Genomic DNA, 15745 nt, shown 5'->3' on the forward strand with positions numbered 1-15745 from the left:
AATCCGCAGGTTAGCTGTTTGGGTGATATCTATATTCTATTTGGGTATTTAAATTTTATTTTTTATGCCTTTAAAGTCATCGCTATTCGGCGTTACCCACGTCGATTCGGACTGCACCAACGCCGCATTACCCCCGCGGCGCCAGGGATTTTCAGATGACCTTCGATTACGCATTTATCTTCAGCACCCTGCCGGCGTTTCTCAAGGCCGTGGGTGTGACTCTGCAAGTGGGCCTGATCGCCATCGGCACTTCGCTGCTGGTGGCGCTGATCAACGCGACTTTGTTGGTGTTTCGCACGCCGTACCTGTGGCGCCTGGTGGCGTTGTATGTGGAACTGGCCCGCAACACGCCGCTATTGATCCAGCTATTCTTCGTCTACTTCGCCTTGCCGGCACTGGGGGTGAATATCTCCGGGTTCTGGGCGGCGATTATTACCATGACATTCCTCGGCGGCGCCTACCTCACCGAAGTACTGCGCGCCGGCGTCGAGGCAGTGCCACAGGCGCAGTTGGAGTCGGGCAAATCCATCGGCTTGTCCCGCTGGCAATTGCTGCGCTACGTGATCTTGCCCCAGGCCGGGATCCTCAGCCTGCCAGCGCTGTTCGCCAACTTCATCTTCCTGCTCAAGGAAACCACCGTGGTCTCGGCGGTAGCGGTGCCAGAGATTCTCTACACCACCAAAAGCTACATCGCCCTCTACTACAAAACCTACGAAATGCTCGCGGTGCTGACGTTGATCTGCGTGCTGTTATTCCTGCCGCTGTCACTGTTGCTCAGCCGCCTGGAAAGGAGGCTCCAGCATGGCCAGTTCGGGTCTTGAATTACTCTGGGTGTCGTTGCCGCAATTGGGCAAAGGTGCTGCGCAAACGCTGTCGATCTCATTTTTGAGCATCGCCTTCAGCACCGTCGGAGGGGTGTTGTATGGCGTGCTGCGCACACTGAATTCAAAGACGATCAACCTGGTACTGCGGATTTACCTGGAGCTGTTTCGCGCGATTCCGGTGCTGGTGTGGCTATACCTGCTGTTTTTCGGGCTGCCGATTTTCTTTGGCCTGAGCATTCCCAGCTTCTGGTGCGCGGTGCTGGTGTTGTCGTTGTGGGGTGCCAGTGAAGTCGGCGAAGTAGTACGAGGCGCCTTGCATTCCCTGCCGCGCGGGCAGCGGGAGGCGGGTTTGTCGATTGGCCTTTCCGATCCGCAACTTTATGGCTATGTGCTGTTGCCCCAAGCCTTGAAGCGCATGACGCCGCCGACCATCAACGTCTACACCCGCATCATCAAGACCAGTTCGCTGGCAGTGCTGATCGGCGTGGTGGATGTGATCAAGGTCGGCCAGCAAATTATTGAGCGTACCTACGAGTCGGTATTGATCTACGGCGCGCTGTTCCTGTTTTTCTTCTTTATCTGCTACCCGTTGTCGGCCGCCTCCAAGGTGCTGGAACGGCGCTGGGCCCAAACATGAGCGCATTGATCGAGTTCCAGGGTTTCAATAAATTCTTCGGTGAGCAACAGGTGCTCAAGGGCATTGACCTGAGCGTCGAACGCGGCGAAGTGGTGGTGATCCTTGGCCCCAGCGGTTGCGGAAAAAGCACTTTGCTACGTTGCCTCAATGGCCTGGAAGTGGCCCATGGCGGGCATTTGCGTTTCGCAGGTAAAGAGCTGCTGGACAAGGCCACTGACTGGCGCCAGGTGCGCCAGGACGTGGGCATGGTGTTCCAGAGCTATCACCTGTTTCCCCATATGAGTGTGCTCGACAACATCTTGCTCGGCCCGCTCAAAGTGCAGAAGCGCCAGCCCCGGGAAGCCCGTGCCCAGGCAGAACAACTGCTGGCGCGGGTGGGCCTTGCCGATAAGCGCGACGCTTATCCGCGCCAGCTCTCGGGCGGCCAGCAGCAACGCATCGCCATCGTCCGCTCGTTGTGCATGAACCCTCAGGTCATGCTGTTTGATGAAGTCACCGCTGCCCTCGATCCAGAAATGGTCAAGGAAGTGCTGGAGGTGATCCAGGGCCTGGCCCGGGACGGCATGACCCTGCTGATCGTTACCCACGAAATGGCCTTCGCCCGCGCCGTCGCCGACCGTGTGGTGTTCATGGAGGCCGGCCGTATTCTCGAACAAAACACCCCTGAAGCATTCTTTACGAACCCGCAAACCGCACGTGCGCAGCAGTTCCTGGAGAAGTTCTCCTTCGTTTCAACACTGCCCAAACAACCTAAGGAACTGTCGCTGTTATGAAAACTGCCAAGCCTTCACTGCTGTTACTGCCACTGTTCGGCCTCGCACTGCTTGCCGGCTGCAACAAGACCGAAGAACCTGCCAAGCCTGCGGCTGCTACGGTGAGCTACATCGACAAGATCAAGGCACGGGACAAGCTGATTGTCGGCGTGTTTACCGACAAGCCGCCGTTCGGCTTTGTCGACGAAGCCGGTCGCTACGTCGGTTTTGATACTGACATCGGCCGGCGTTTTGCCAAGGACCTGCTGGGCGACGAAAGCAAGGTCGAATTTGTTGCCGTGGAACCGGCGAGCCGTATTCCGTTTCTGCAAAGCGACAAGGTTGACTTGATCCTCGCCAATATGACCGTGACCTCGGAGCGCAAGGAGGCAGTGGAGTTCACCAACCCCAACCTGAAAGTCGCGGTGCAGGCGCTGGTGCCTGACGGTAGTGCGGTGAACAGCCTGGATGACCTGGCCACCCGCACCACCATCGTGACCACCGGCACTACCGCTGACATATGGCTGACCAAGAACCACCCGGACTGGAAACTGCTCAAGTTCGAGAAAAATTCCGAGTCCCTGCAAGCGCTGGCCAGTGGTCGTGGTGATGCTTATGCCCAGGATAATCTGGTGCTGCTCAGTTGGGCCAAGCAGAACCCGGGCTACCGCGTGCTGGAGCAGAAGTTGGGTGATGAAGCGCCGATTGCCCCGGCAGTGAAGAAGGGCAATATCGAGCTGCGTGATTGGGTGAATGCCGAGTTGGCCAAGCTGGGTGAAGAAAAGTACTTGCTCAAGCTGTATGACCAGTATGTTCGCAAGGAGCTGAGTGATGACACCAAGCCGGAAAGCGTGATTGTCGAGGGCGGTAAGTGGCAGGGTTGAGTCCCCTCGGACGAGCGTTCCCATGCTCCGCGTGGGAACGCTCGTCAACTCGGCCAATGCCAGGCCGGCTCATCCAGCACCCGCTGGCCGACAACCTGCGTCTGCCCCATCACCTTCTCCAGCACAATGGAGTTGCACTCTTCATCCTGTTGCAACGCCGCAATCAAGCGGCTGGCATGGGACACCACCCACACCTGGCACTGCGCCGATGCCTTGATGATCAACCTCGCGAGCGCCGGTAACAGGTCTGGATGCAAGCTGGTTTCCGGCTCGTTCAGCACCATCATGGTTGGCGGGCGTGGCGTCAGCAGCGCTGCAACCAGCAGTAAGTAACGCAAGGTCCCGTCCGACAACTCCGCAGCCGATAACGGGCGCAGTAAACCTTCCTGGTAAAACTCAATGGCAAAGCGCCCGCCCTGCAGCGGTTCGATATTCAACCGTGCGCCGGGAAACGCATCGCTGACGGCGCTGCGCAACGCTTCTGGATCGCCGATCTCGCGAATGGTCTGCAACGCCGCCGCCAGGTCGCGGCCATCGTGATGTAACACTGGCGTGCGTGTGCCCAGTTGCGGCTGACGCACCGGCGCATCAACGTCGCTGCGAAAGTGATCGTAAAAACGCCAGCCACGGATGCTTTCCCGCAGCAGCAATACTTCGGGCGAACCCCGCAGGCTGCCGACCTGATCGAACAGGCTGTTGTAGTTTGGCGTGTGCTGGGCCAGGACATCCCAGGCGCGGCCATCCCGGGCGCGGACCATCGGCCCTGAGCGTTGCACCAGCAAGCTCGCCGGGCGATAGATATGACCGGCCCAGATGCATTCCTTTTTGACTTCCGGGTCCAGGGAGAAAAACGATTGACTTGGCTCTGGCAACCCCAGGGAAATCGCATAGCTGAAATCCTCCCCGGCAAACCCCAGGCGCAAGCGCTTGGCGCCCTGGCGCACCGTCGCCTCTACTGCCACTTCACCGTTGCGCATGCGTCGACTGATGTGCTCCGGCCCGGCCCAGAAGGTCGAATCCAGCCCACCCTCACGGGCCAGTGCGTTGATCACCCCGCCCTGGGCGGTTTCCGCCAGCAGGCGCAAGGCGCGGTACAGGTTGGATTTGCCACTGCCGTTGGGGCCGGTGATCAGGTTCAACCGACCCAGCGGTACTACCAATTTATTGATCGAGCGGTAATTAGCCACCGCGAGGGTCTTGAGCATGGTTATTTTGTCTGCATGAGCGTTCCCACATGGAAACGCTCATGAGTATGGGATCCTCCATGCAGATAAGGAACCCTGATCTAAGCTCACAGTCGCATACACACTGATACAGCGCGTCACGCAAAAGGAGCCTGCATGGGCGGTCCCACCTCGATATTCATTTTCAGCCTTGCCTTGTTGGCGATTCTGACCGGTTGCGGCCAGGAAAAAGCCGAGCCCAAGGAACATTCCCGGGTATTCGTGCAAACCGTCAAGCCCGTCGATTTCGCCGCCGCGGTGACCTTGACCGGTGATATCCAGGCTCGGGTGCAGACCGACCTGTCGTTCCGTGTCGGTGGCAAGATTATCCAGCGCAGGGTGGATGTCGGTGACCGGGTGACGGCCAAGCAGGTGTTGGCCAAGCTTGACCCCAAGGACCTGCAAACCAACGTCGATTCCGCCCAGGCCCAGGTGGTGGCCGAACAGGCCCGGGTCAAACAGACCGCCGCCGCCTTTGTACGCCAGGAAAAACTCCTGCCTAAGGGCTACACCAGCCGCAGCGAATTCGATTCGGCCCAGGCCGCCTTGCGCAGCAGTCAGAGCGCACTGGCCGCCGCCCAGGCGCAGTTGGCCAATGCTCGTGAACAACTAGGCTATACCGCGTTGATTGCCGATGCGCCGGGGGTGATTACCGCTCGCCAGGCCGAAGTTGGCCAGGTGGTACAAGCCACGATGCCGATATTCAGCCTGGCCCGGGATGGCGAGCGCGATGCGGTGTTCAACGTCTATGAGTCCTTGCTGGTGGAGCCGCAGCCCGATGCGCCGATCACCGTCCGCTTGCTGGATAACCCGAACATCAAGGCCATGGGCAAAGTCCGTGAAGTCACTCCTGCCGTGGCCGCCAATAGCGGCACAGTGCAAGTGAAGATCGCCCTGAGCGCCTTGCCAGAGGGTATGCAGTTGGGCTCGGTGGTCAGCGCCACGGCCAATGCGCCAGCCAAGGCCAGTGTCGAATTGCCTTGGGCCGCGTTGACCAAAGACCTCCACGAGCCGGCCGTCTGGCTGGTGGACGGCGATGGCAAGGCGCAGTTGCACAAGGTCACTGTCGCCCGCTACCTGACCGGCAAGGTGATCATCCGCGACGGCCTCAAGGGTGGCGAAAAAGTCGTGGTGGCTGGCGGGCAACTGCTACACCCTGGCATGGCTGTGGAAGTTGCCCAGCCGCCGGACCAGGCGCAAGCACAAGGCGCTCAACCATGAAGCGCTCGAGTGTTGTGCTGGCAGCCTGTTTATTGCTGATGGCGTGCTCCAAGGAAGACCCCGCTCCTGAACCGGTGCGCCCGGTGCTGTCGATTGAAGTGAAATCCGAGGACCACGAAAGCCTCGGCCGTTTCGCCGGCACCATTCAGGCCCGCTATGAAAGCAACCTGGGGTTTCGCGTGCCCGGTCGCATTGCCCGGCGCGTCGTCGATGTGGGCGCCGAAGTGGAGAAGGGCGCACTGCTGGCCGTTCTCGACCCCACCGATCAACAGAACCAATTGCGCGCCGCCCAAGGCGATTTGGCCCGGGTCCAGGCCCAGTGGATCAACGCCCAGGCCAACGCCCGGCGCCAGCAGGAGTTGTTCAACCGGGGTGTCGGTGCCCAGGCACAGCTGGATATTGCCCAGACCGACCTGAAAACCACCCAGGCTTCTCTCGACCAGGCCAGGGCTTCGGTCAACCAGGCCAAGGACCAACTCAACTACAGCGAATTGCACACCGACCACGCCGGCATCGTCACCGCCTGGAATGCCGAGGCCGGCCAGGTGGTCAGCGTCGGCCAGCAAGTGGTGACCCTGGCGCGGCCCGACATCAAGGAAGCGGTGATCGACCTGCCCGCCGGCCTGGCCGAGCGTTTGCCGCCGGATGTGGTGTTCCGGGTGGCCGGGCAAATGGACGAGCAGGTCAGCACCACCGCTAGCGTCCGCGAGATCGAACCCCAGGCCCAAAGCGCTACCCGTACCCGTCGTGCGCGCCTGACCCTGGCCCAGACGCCTGCGGCCTTTCGCCTGGGCACGGCGATCAGCGTGACCTTGAGTTCGGCCATCGCGCCACGTATCGAACTGCCCTTGAGCGCCCTGCAGGAAACCGACGGCAAAACCCGCATCTGGGTCATCGACACCCAGAACCAGACCGTGCAACCGCGAGATGTGGCGATCATCAGCCGTGACGCGAACACCGTGTTGCTCCACGGCGGCGTCAAACCCGGCGAACGGGTGGTCAGCGCCGGCGTCAACAGCCTGAAGCCTGGGCAAAAAGTCAAAGTCGACGAGGACAGCCCGCGATGAAAGGGAGTTTCAATTTATCCGACTGGGCCCTCAAGCATCAGTCTTTCGTCTGGTACCTGATGTTCGTCGCGCTGCTGATGGGCGTGTTTTCCTACATGAACCTGGGCCGTGAGGAAGACCCGTCCTTCACCATCAAGACCATGGTCATCCAGACCCGTTGGCCCGGCGCGACCCAGGAAGAAACCCTCAAGCAGGTCACCGACCGCATCGAGAAAAAACTCGAAGAGCTGGATTCCCTCGACTACGTAAAAAGCTACACCCGACCCGGTGAGTCCACGGTGTTTGTGTTCCTGCGCGACACCACCAGCGCCAAGGACATTCCCGAGATCTGGTACCAGGTGCGCAAGAAGATCGACGACATTCGTGGCAACTTCCCCCAGGGGTTACAGGGGCCGGCGTTTAACGACGAGTTTGGTGATGTGTTCGGTTCGGTGTATGCCTTTACTGCCGATGGCCTGTCGATGCGCCAACTGCGCGATTACGTCGAGCAGGCGCGGGCCGAGATTCGTTCCGTGCCAGGGTTGGGCAAGGTCGAGATGATCGGCCAGCAGGACGAAGTGATTTACCTGAATTTCTCCACCCGCAAACTGGCGGCCCTGGGGATTGATCAGCGGCAAGTGGTACAGAGCCTGCAATCGCAGAATGCGGTGACGCCGGCCGGGGTGATCGAGGCGGGGCCGGAACGGATTTCGGTACGTACTTCCGGGCAGTTTGCTTCGGAAAAGGACTTGGCCAACGTCAATCTGCGGCTCAACGACCGTTTTTATCGGCTGGCGGATATCGCAGACATCAGCCGTGGTTATGTCGACCCGGCCCGACCGATGTTTCGCTTCAATGGCCAGCCGGCCATTGGGTTGGCCATCGCGATGCAGAAAGGCGGCAATATCCAGGCCTTCGGCAAGGCCCTGCACCAGCGCATGGACGATTTGACCGCCGACCTGCCGGTGGGTGTGGGCGTGCACAAAGTCTCCGACCAGGCCGAAGTGGTGGAGGAGGCCGTGGGTGGCTTCACCAGCGCCCTGTTCGAAGCGGTGATCATCGTGCTGGTGGTGAGTTTTATCAGCCTGGGCATGCGCGCCGGGTTGGTGGTGGCGTGCTCGATTCCGCTGGTGTTGGCGCTGGTCTTTGTATTCATGGAATACAGCGGCATTACCATGCAGCGGGTGTCGTTGGGCGCGCTGATTATCGCCCTCGGCCTGCTGGTGGATGACGCGATGATCACCGTGGAGATGATGATCACCCGGCTGGAAAAGGGTGAAACCAAGGAGCAGGCAGCGACCTACGCCTACACCTCCACGGCGTTCCCGATGTTGACCGGTACCCTGGTAACCGTGGCCGGCTTCGTGCCCATTGGCCTCAACGCCAGTTCGGCGGGCGAATACACCTTCACCCTGTTCGCAGTGATTGCCGTGGCGATGCTGGTGTCGTGGGTGGTGGCGGTGCTGTTCGCGCCGGTGATCGGCGTGCATATCCTCAGTAGCAATATCAAGCCCCACAATGCCGAGCCAGGCCGAGTTGGCCGGGCCTTCAATGGCGGCATGCTCTGGGCCATGCGCAACCGTTGGTGGGCCATTGGCATCACGGTGTTGTTGTTCGTGGCCTCGGTGTTTTCCATGCAGTTTGTGCAGAACCAGTTCTTCCCGTCCTCGGACCGTCCGGAAATCCTCGTCGACCTCAACCTGCCGCAAAACGCCTCGATAAACGAAACCCGCAAGGCAGTGGACCGTCTGGAGTCGATCATCAAGGACGACCCGGACATCGCGCGCTGGAGCACCTATATCGGCCAGGGTGCCGTTCGTTTTTACCTGCCGCTGGATCAACAGTTGGAGAACCCGTATTACGCGCAGTTGGTGATTGTCAGCAAGGGCCTGGAAGAGCGAAGCGCGTTGATTGCGCGGTTGCAAAAGCGCCTGCGGGAAGATTTTGTCGGCGTCGGCAGTTTCGTCCAACCATTGGAAATGGGCCCGCCCGTCGGCCGGCCGATTCAGTACCGAGTGTCTGGCAAGGACATCGACCAGGTGCGCAAACACGCTATCGATCTGGCGACGATGCTGGATAAAAACAGCCACTTGGGCGAGATCATCTACGACTGGAACGAACCGGGCAAAGTCCTGCGTATCGACATCGCCCAGGACAAGGCGCGGCAATTGGGCCTGTCTTCCGAAGACGTAGCGCAGTTGATGAACAGCGTGGTCAGCGGTGCGGCGGTCACCCAGGTGCATGACGATATCTACCTGATCAACGTGGTCGGTCGCGCCGAGGACGCCGAACGCGGTACGCCCGAGACCTTGCAGAACCTGCAGATCGTCACGCCCAGTGGCACCTCGATTCCGCTGCTGGCGTTTGCCACGGTGCGGTATGAGCTTGAGCAACCCTTGGTGTGGCGTCGGGACCGCAAGCCGACCATTACCATCAAGGCGGCGGTGCGCGATGAGATGCAGCCGACGGATCTGGTCAAGCAGCTGCAACCGGATATCGACGCGTTCAGCGCCACCCTGCCGGTGGGTTACAAGGTCGCAACGGGTGGCACCGTGGAGGAAAGCGGCAAGGCCCAGGGCCCGATTGCCAAGGTGGTGCCGTTGATGCTGTTCTTGATGGCGACCTTCCTGATGATCCAGCTGCACAGCGTGCAGAAGATGTTCCTGGTAGCCAGCGTCGCGCCGCTGGGGTTGATCGGTGTGGTGCTGGCGCTGATACCCACCGGCACGCCCATGGGCTTTGTGGCGATCCTGGGGATTCTCGCGTTGATCGGCATCATCATCCGCAACTCGGTGATCCTGGTGACGCAGATCGACGCTTACGAGCGCGACGGCTATGCGCCGTGGGACGCGGTGGTGGAAGCCACCGAACACCGGCGCCGGCCGATCCTGCTCACGGCGGCCGCGGCCAGCCTGGGCATGATTCCCATCGCGCGCGAAGTGTTCTGGGGGCCTATGGCCTACGCGATGATTGGCGGCATCATCATCGCCACCTTGCTGACGCTGCTGTTTCTGCCGGCGCTGTATGTGGCCTGGTACAAGATTCGCGAGCCGAAGAAAGAGTAAGCCTGACGCCGCAGGTTAGAGTGTGTGGCACTAAACCTTGCGCCACACACTTGCTAACCAGGGCTGCTGCTCCCGTGGCAGCCCCGTCGGGCGATAGTAATGCTCCAGTTCCACAAAACCTGCCGCTGTCAGCAATGCCTGCCAAGTCTCAAGGTCGTGGTAGGCGCCATATCGCGGGCCATTCCAGCCTTCCTGGTTTTCACCCCGTGGATTGGAGCTGAATAGCACGCCGCCGGACTTCAACGCGCCATGCATCTGCCCGAGAATGCGCGGCAATTCCTGCTTGGGAATATGAAACAGCACCGCATTGGCAAAGATCCCGTCAAAGCGTTCGGTGGGTAGGTCGAGCTTCAGAAAATCCTGCTGCAATACCTCGCAGCCGCTGTCTTGGCGAGCCATCTGGGCGAAGCGCTCCGAGCCGTCGAGCCCCACCGCGATATGACCCATGCGAGTAAAGACCTGCAAATCCCGCCCCGGCCCGCATCCGAAATCCAGTACGGTGAAGGGCGCTGCGCCCTGGATATGCCGTAACAGCGCATCAATATTCTGGCTCACATCGTGATCGCGGGTGCCTTCACGAAAATCCTCGGCCACTTTGTTGTAGTGGCCGAGGGTGGTAGCAGTGATCTGGTGGAGATCGTCGGGGGCGAGTTTCATGGCGGGCGGCACCGGGAAAAGAGATTGCCCGACTATACCTCACACCGATCGCTCCCACGCTCCGCCTCCGTTCTCGATCAAGTTCAACGCTTATTCAGAACCTGTGCCAACCGGTCCCCGCCCAACTGAATCACCGCCACCAGTATCACCAACAGCACAATTACCGTCAGCATGATCTGGCTGTCAAAGCGCTGATACCCATACCGATAGGCAATATCCCCCAGCCCGCCCGCGCCAATCGCCCCGGCCATGGCCGAGGAGTTGATCATCGTCACCAGAGTAATAGTGAACCCACCGACAATTCCAGGCAGCGCCTCCGGCAACAGCACATGCCGGACAATATGCCAGCGTCGGCAACCCATGGCCTGCGCCGCCTCGATCAGCCCATGATCGACTTCCCGCAGGCTGACCTCGGCGATCCGTGCAAAAAACGGCGTGGCGGCGATGGTCAGCGGTACCACGGCGGCCCACACCCCATACGTGGTGCCGACAATCAGCCGGGTGAAAGGAATCAACGCCACCATCAAAATCAGAAAGGGAATGGAGCGGAACAGATTGACGAATGCCCCCAGCACCCGATTCAAGGCTGGGGCCTGGTAGATACCACCCTTGTCGCTGGTGACCAGGAACACCGCCAGCGGAATCCCCACCAGCAACGCGATCAACGACGACACGCCGACCATCAGCAAGGTGTCGATGGCGCCCTGTAGTAAACGATCAAACCACATAACCCAGCACCTCCACCTGTTGTGCCCAGAGCCCGGCACGGGTGCGCAGTTCATCAACGCCCAGGGATGAATCGCTCACCGCCAGCAGCAATTGCCCCAGGGCATGCCCCTGGATTCTTTCGACCCCGCCTTGCAGTAACCGAACCCGCCCGCCGAGGGCGCTGAACAGCGCGGCCAGGTCCGGCTCGTGGTGGCTGGCGCCGGTAAATTGCAAGCGCAGTACCACGGCCGCGCCTGTGGAGAATGGCTTGGCCTGCAAACGGCCCTGAAGCTCCTCCGGCAACCGGTGTTGCAACGGCGCCAGCAGGGTTTTGCTGACCTCGTGCTGAGGGTTGCCAAACACTTCCCACACCGGGCCTTGTTCGACGACCCTGCCGTGTTCCAGTACCACCACCCGGTCGCAGATCTCGCGGATCACTGCCATTTCATGGGTAATCAGAACGATGGTCAGGCCCAGACGTTTGTTGATTTCTCGCAGCAGGCCGAGGATCGATTGTGTGGTCTGCGGGTCGAGGGCCGAAGTGGCCTCATCGCACAGTAGGATCTGTGGGTCGTGCGCCAGCGAGCGGGCAATGCCCACCCTTTGCTTTTGCCCCCCGGACAACTGCGCCGGGTAGGCTTTGTGCTTGTCTTGCAGGCCCACCAGGTCCAGCAATTCACGCACCTTGTCCTCGCGCTGGGCCTTGGGTACGCCGGCCACCTTCAACGGCAGCTCGACGTTTTGCCACACGGTCTTGGCCGACATCAGGTTGAAGTGCTGGAAGATCATGCCGATGCGTCGGCGCAGCTCCACCAGGCGGTCTTCATCGAAGCCACTGATGTCCACCTGATCAATCAATACCCGGCCGCTGCTGGGTTGTTCCAGGCGGTTGATGGTGCGGATCAGCGACGACTTGCCGGCGCCGCTGCGACCGATGATGCCGAACACTTCGCCGCGCTGAATGGCCAGGTCGATGCCTTGCAGGGCCGGTATCGATTGCCCGTCGTAGGTTTTGCCCAGGTTGATGAAGCGCACATGGGCACGATTGAGGTCCGGATGCAGCTCGGTGTGTTCGGCGTCCCGGGGCCGCGTGTGCAGGGCGCGCAATTGGGCATTGGCGGCACTCATTTCAGCTCTCCCAGCCGGCTTGATAGAGCTTGCCGTGGGCTTTATCCAGGGCCGCGCGCACGGCTGGCGAGTGTTGGTAGATGTCGACGAATTTGATCAGCCGCGGGTCGGTTTTGCTTTTTGGCTGAATCACGAACTGGATCACGTATTCCTTGTGGTCGAGGCCGTCGAACAGCAGCGCGGATGTGGCATCGAAGGTCTTGGACAGGCGGATATAGGAGGGGTAGCCCTGCACCAGGTCGGCGTCATCATAGGCTCGCACCAGTTGCACCGCTTCCACTTGCAGGATCTTCAGATGCTTCGGGTTGGTGATGATGTCTTCTTCGGTGGCCTTGTAGCCGACGCCAGGCTTGAGGGTGATCAAGCCGGCCTTGGCCAGCAGTTGCAGGCCGCGACCGCTGTTGATCGGGTCGTTGGCAATCGCCACGCTGGCACCCTCAGGCAGCTCGGCGAAGCTTTTGTAGTTTTTCGAGTACAGGCCGACGTTATTGATGATGCCTGGCGCGAACGGCACCAGATCAAAACCGGCAGCTGCCTTGGCGTTTTCCAGGAAGGGAATGTGCTGGAAGTAATTCACGTCGATATCGCCGGCGGCCAGGCTGACGTTCGGGGCGATCCAGTCGGTGAACTCCACCAACTCGACTTTTAGGCCTTGCTTACCGGCCTCCTCGACGGCGGCTTCCAGGGGAATCGCGAAGGCGGCGGTGGTGCCGACTTTCAGTGGTGCGTCGGTGGCAAATACCACCGAACTGAAAAGCCCGAGGGCCAGGGCCAGCGCTTTGACTGGGTGGGAGAGCAGGGTATTTTTCATAATGGATTTCCAGTCATTGATTGCTAAAAAAATCGTTCCCATGCGCGACAAAGGCATGCATCAATGGACGCTGTGCGTCCGATCAATTTTTGTGAACAACACAATCCACTGTAGGAGCGAGCTTGCTCGCGAAAAACGTCAACGATAACGTGTGCATCCTGGATAAACGCGTCGACTATGAGTTCTTCGCGAGCAAGAACCAGGCGTCCCCCTCGCACCTACAGGGGGTTAGTGGCGGTAGGTAGAGCCGGTGTGTTGCTTGGGCAGATGCGCCGAGCGGTTGAAAACCTTTTCCCTAAGAGTCCCGGCCTCGTACGCGGTCTTGTACGACCCTCGTCGCTGCAACTGCGGAATCACCAACTCGATAAAATCCACATAGCTTTCCGGCGTAACAATGCGCGTCAGGTTGAAGCCATCCAGGCCGGTTTCGTCGATCCAGGACTCCAGCGCATCGGCCACCTGCTCAGGCGAGCCGACCAGGGTGATGTAGCGACCACCGAGTGCGTGTTGCTCAAGCAATTTGCGCCGGGTCCAATCGTTGTTTTGCAGGGTTTTGGTGGCGGACTGAATGGCGTTGCTCTTCACGTACTGGATCGGCTCGTCCAATTCGTACTGGGAAAAATCGATCGCCGTGGACGCGGAAAAATGCGCGACGCCAGCTTCAGCGCTGGCGTAGCTCAAGTACTCGGCATGCTTGGCCCAGGCCAGCTCTTCGGTGGCGGCGACGATCACGTTGAGCCCCATGAACACCTTGATGTCATCCGGGTTGCGCCCGGCCTTGACCGCGCTGCTGCGTACCTTGTCGACCTGGACCTTGGTCGTCGCCTTGCTCTGACCACTGATAAATACGCATTCGGCATGGCGCCCGGCAAACAGCAAGCCGCGATCCGAACTGCCGGCCTGGAATAACACCGGGGTGCGTTGCGGCGACGGCTCGCAGAGGTGATAACCCTCGACTTGATAAAACTCGCCCTGGTGTTCGATCTTGTGCACTTTGCCCGGCTGGGCATAAACCCGCGCCTGGGGGTCATTGATCACCGCATCGTCTTCCCAACTGCCTTCCCAGAGTTTGTAAAGCACCTCCAGGTACTCGTCGGCCTGGTCGTAGCGGCGGTCATGCTCGACTTGTTCGTGCAGGCCCATGGCCTTGGCGGCGCTGTCCAGATAGCCGGTGACGATGTTCCAACCCACTCGGCCACGGCTCAGGTGGTCGAGTGTGGACATGCGCCGGGCGAACAAGTACGGAGCCTCGTAGGTGAGGTTGGCTGTCAGGCCGAAGCCAAGGTTGCGGGTGACGGCGGCCATGGCCGAGACCAGCAACAACGGGTCGTTGACCGGCAACTGGATCGACTCCTTGAGCGGGACGTCCACCGAATTCTGATAGACGTCATACACCCCGACGATGTCGGCGATGAACAAACCATCGAACAGTCCGCGCTCCAGTAGTTGCGCCAGTTCAGTCCAGTACTCGATGGTTTTGTAGTGGGTCGAGTTGTCTCGTGGGTGGGTCCACAGGCCATGGTTGATGTGCCCGATGCAATTCATGTTGAAGGCATTGAGCAGGATCTTTTTCCTGGCTTTTTCACGCGCGGGCATCATAGGGTGCCCCGCAATGGTGGGTTTTCATCGTTGAGGTAGTAATTGCCCACCGCGTGGTACTTCCAGCGCACCGGGTCGTGCAGGGTGTGCACCCGGGCGTTGCGCCAGTGGCGGTCCAGGCCATGCTCGGCCAGGGTCGCCTGGCTGCCGGCAAGTTCAAACAGAACACTGCTGGCGGCGAGGGAAATTTCGCTACTCAGGGCACGGGCCTCGGCGACGGCAATGGAGGCTGCCGCGACGGTCTCGGCAGTGCTATCGGCCTGGGCGCGGTCGAGGAACCCAGCGGATCTTTCCAGCAACGCCTCGGTGGCGTGCAGGCGGATGCTCAGGTGGCCGAAGCTTTTCAGGGTCAGCGGATCTTCGGTGGCCTTGTCACTGCCGGAATCGATCCACGGCCGGGTCTTGGTGCGCACAAAATGCAATGCATCTTCCAGGGCGGCACGCGCGATACCGGTGTCGATAGCGGCATGAAGGATCTGCGCCAGCGGGCCAACGGTGGTGGGGCGCTCGAAGGCGCTTTGAAACGCAACCACGTCGCCCGCGGCCACCCACACGTTGTCGAACACTACCGAGCCGCTGCCGGTGGTGCGCTGGCCGAAGCCGCTCCAGTCGTCGATCACGCTCAGGCCTTGGCTGTCCCGGGGGACGAAGGCCAGTTGCTGGATGCCGTTTTCATCCACCACGGAGGTGGGGATGCGTTGGGCGTAGATCGCGCCGGTGGAGTAGAACTTGCGGCCAGTAATACGAAAACCATCACCATCGCGGGTCAGTTGGGTGATGCGATCGTGAGCGGTCTTGGTCCCCAGTTCTGCCAGGGCATTGCCGAAGCGCTGGCCGGCGAGCACTTCGGCGTACAAGCGTTTTTGCTGCTCTGGGCTGCCGTTCACTCGCAGCACTTGCAAGGCATAAAAGTGGTTCTGCGGGATTTGCCCCAGCGAGGCGTCAGCCTGGGCAATCAGTGCCGTGACTTTGGCCAGGGTGACGTTGGAAACCCCGGCGCCACCATATTCCTTGGGCACGCTGATGCCCCACAAACCGGATCGGGAAAACGCATCGAGCTCAGGCAGGGGCAGACGGCGCTCGCGGTCGCGTAGTGCACTGTCACGGCGAAAATCTTCAGCCAGATCGCTGGCGACCAAAAGGGCTTGTTCATCGCTGGCGATAACTGCGACGTGGTGAGAAAGCGTCAT

At 60.3% G+C, this 15745-nt stretch carries 14 protein-coding genes; 7 read left to right on the plus strand and 7 right to left on the minus strand.

Annotated elements, in window-relative coordinates; all coding sequences use genetic code 11:
* The first annotated feature begins 155 nt into the window (after positions 1–155).
* From GIR22_RS11520 to GIR22_RS11535, 4 genes are read left to right on the plus strand one after another with little or no spacing between them, the layout of a single operon-like run.
* On the plus strand, positions 156–821 hold the full coding sequence (locus tag GIR22_RS11520) for an amino acid ABC transporter permease (protein ID WP_154743441.1): 666 nt from the start codon (positions 156–158) through the stop codon (positions 819–821).
* Positions 802–1461 (plus strand): amino acid ABC transporter permease, encoded by a 660-nt coding sequence (locus GIR22_RS11525; protein WP_154743442.1) that lies wholly within the window; start codon positions 802–804, stop codon positions 1459–1461. Before GIR22_RS11520 ends, GIR22_RS11525 begins: the two co-directional genes overlap by 20 nt.
* Positions 1458–2234 (plus strand): amino acid ABC transporter ATP-binding protein, encoded by a 777-nt coding sequence (locus GIR22_RS11530; protein WP_154743443.1) that lies wholly within the window; start codon positions 1458–1460, stop codon positions 2232–2234. The genes GIR22_RS11525 and GIR22_RS11530 overlap by 4 nt, the downstream gene beginning before the upstream one ends.
* Positions 2231–3097 (plus strand): transporter substrate-binding domain-containing protein, encoded by an 867-nt coding sequence (locus tag GIR22_RS11535; protein WP_154743444.1) that lies wholly within the window; start codon positions 2231–2233, stop codon positions 3095–3097. The genes GIR22_RS11530 and GIR22_RS11535 overlap by 4 nt, the downstream gene beginning before the upstream one ends.
* A gap of 44 nt (positions 3098–3141) precedes the next feature.
* On the opposite strand, the gene GIR22_RS11540 is transcribed toward GIR22_RS11535, so the two are convergent.
* Positions 3142–4302, minus strand: coding sequence for an AAA family ATPase (locus GIR22_RS11540; RefSeq protein ID WP_154743445.1), 1161 nt, complete (start codon positions 4300–4302; stop codon positions 3142–3144).
* A gap of 135 nt (positions 4303–4437) precedes the next feature.
* On the opposite strand from GIR22_RS11540, the gene GIR22_RS11545 reads away from it, so the two are divergent.
* The 3 genes from GIR22_RS11545 to GIR22_RS11555 are packed head-to-tail and all read left to right on the plus strand — an operon-like array spanning position 4438 to position 9652.
* Complete coding sequence (locus GIR22_RS11545) at positions 4438–5541, plus strand: efflux RND transporter periplasmic adaptor subunit (RefSeq protein ID WP_154743446.1); 1104 nt, start codon at positions 4438–4440, stop codon at positions 5539–5541.
* Entirely contained in the window at positions 5538–6608 is a 1071-nt protein-coding gene (locus GIR22_RS11550) for an efflux RND transporter periplasmic adaptor subunit (protein ID WP_154743447.1), read from the plus strand. Before GIR22_RS11545 ends, GIR22_RS11550 begins: the two co-directional genes overlap by 4 nt.
* A complete protein-coding gene (locus GIR22_RS11555) occupies positions 6605–9652 on the plus strand; it encodes an efflux RND transporter permease subunit (RefSeq protein WP_154743448.1) in 3048 nt (1015 codons plus the stop codon). The genes GIR22_RS11550 and GIR22_RS11555 overlap by 4 nt, the downstream gene beginning before the upstream one ends.
* A gap of 30 nt (positions 9653–9682) precedes the next feature.
* Here the strand turns inward: GIR22_RS11555 and GIR22_RS11560 are convergent, their stop codons facing one another.
* The 6 genes from GIR22_RS11560 to GIR22_RS11585 form a co-directional block, all read right to left on the minus strand.
* Complete coding sequence (locus GIR22_RS11560) at positions 9683–10309, minus strand: class I SAM-dependent methyltransferase (RefSeq protein ID WP_154743449.1); 627 nt, start codon at positions 10307–10309, stop codon at positions 9683–9685.
* 83 nt (positions 10310–10392) lie between these two features.
* Positions 10393–11037 carry a methionine ABC transporter permease gene (locus GIR22_RS11565; protein ID WP_154743450.1) on the minus strand — a complete coding sequence of 215 codons (645 nt, stop codon included), beginning with the start codon at positions 11035–11037 and terminating at the stop codon, positions 10393–10395.
* Complete coding sequence (locus GIR22_RS11570; protein WP_154743451.1) at positions 11027–12145, minus strand: methionine ABC transporter ATP-binding protein; 1119 nt, start codon at positions 12143–12145, stop codon at positions 11027–11029. The genes GIR22_RS11565 and GIR22_RS11570 overlap by 11 nt, the downstream gene beginning before the upstream one ends.
* A gap of 1 nt (position 12146) precedes the next feature.
* Positions 12147–12956, minus strand: a complete 810-nt coding sequence (locus GIR22_RS11575; RefSeq protein WP_154743452.1) for a MetQ/NlpA family ABC transporter substrate-binding protein — start codon at positions 12954–12956, stop codon at positions 12147–12149.
* 228 nt (positions 12957–13184) lie between these two features.
* The gene (locus tag GIR22_RS11580; RefSeq protein WP_154743484.1) at positions 13185–14552 is read right to left on the minus strand and encodes an LLM class flavin-dependent oxidoreductase; all 1368 of its coding nucleotides are present in this window, start codon (positions 14550–14552) and stop codon (positions 13185–13187) included.
* The gene (locus tag GIR22_RS11585) at positions 14552–15745 is read right to left on the minus strand and encodes an SfnB family sulfur acquisition oxidoreductase (protein ID WP_154743453.1); all 1194 of its coding nucleotides are present in this window, start codon (positions 15743–15745) and stop codon (positions 14552–14554) included. Before GIR22_RS11585 ends, GIR22_RS11580 begins: the two co-directional genes overlap by 1 nt.

Origin of the sequence: Pseudomonas karstica (assembly GCF_009707515.1) — a bacterium.
GTDB classification, from domain to species: Bacteria; Pseudomonadota; Gammaproteobacteria; order Pseudomonadales; family Pseudomonadaceae; genus Aquipseudomonas; species Aquipseudomonas karstica.

Excerpts from the sequence above, each read along its gene's own strand:
- GIR22_RS11520 (WP_154743441.1), top strand. The coding sequence starts at position 156 with ATGACCTTCGATTACGCATTTATCTTCAGCACCCTGCCGGCGTTTCTC.
- GIR22_RS11525 (WP_154743442.1), top strand. The coding sequence starts at position 802 with ATGGCCAGTTCGGGTCTTGAATTACTCTGGGTGTCGTTGCCGCAATTG.
- GIR22_RS11530 (WP_154743443.1), top strand. The coding sequence starts at position 1,458 with ATGAGCGCATTGATCGAGTTCCAGGGTTTCAATAAATTCTTCGGTGAG.
- GIR22_RS11535 (WP_154743444.1), top strand. The coding sequence starts at position 2,231 with ATGAAAACTGCCAAGCCTTCACTGCTGTTACTGCCACTGTTCGGCCTC.
- GIR22_RS11540 (WP_154743445.1), bottom strand. The coding sequence starts at position 4,302 with ATGCTCAAGACCCTCGCGGTGGCTAATTACCGCTCGATCAATAAATTG.
- GIR22_RS11545 (WP_154743446.1), top strand. The coding sequence starts at position 4,438 with ATGGGCGGTCCCACCTCGATATTCATTTTCAGCCTTGCCTTGTTGGCG.
- GIR22_RS11550 (WP_154743447.1), top strand. The coding sequence starts at position 5,538 with ATGAAGCGCTCGAGTGTTGTGCTGGCAGCCTGTTTATTGCTGATGGCG.
- GIR22_RS11555 (WP_154743448.1), top strand. The coding sequence starts at position 6,605 with ATGAAAGGGAGTTTCAATTTATCCGACTGGGCCCTCAAGCATCAGTCT.
- GIR22_RS11560 (WP_154743449.1), bottom strand. The coding sequence starts at position 10,309 with ATGAAACTCGCCCCCGACGATCTCCACCAGATCACTGCTACCACCCTC.
- GIR22_RS11565 (WP_154743450.1), bottom strand. The coding sequence starts at position 11,037 with ATGTGGTTTGATCGTTTACTACAGGGCGCCATCGACACCTTGCTGATG.
- GIR22_RS11570 (WP_154743451.1), bottom strand. The coding sequence starts at position 12,145 with ATGAGTGCCGCCAATGCCCAATTGCGCGCCCTGCACACGCGGCCCCGG.
- GIR22_RS11575 (WP_154743452.1), bottom strand. The coding sequence starts at position 12,956 with ATGAAAAATACCCTGCTCTCCCACCCAGTCAAAGCGCTGGCCCTGGCC.
- GIR22_RS11580 (WP_154743484.1), bottom strand. The coding sequence starts at position 14,552 with ATGCCCGCGCGTGAAAAAGCCAGGAAAAAGATCCTGCTCAATGCCTTC.
- GIR22_RS11585 (WP_154743453.1), bottom strand. The coding sequence starts at position 15,745 with ATGACGCTTTCTCACCACGTCGCAGTTATCGCCAGCGATGAACAAGCC.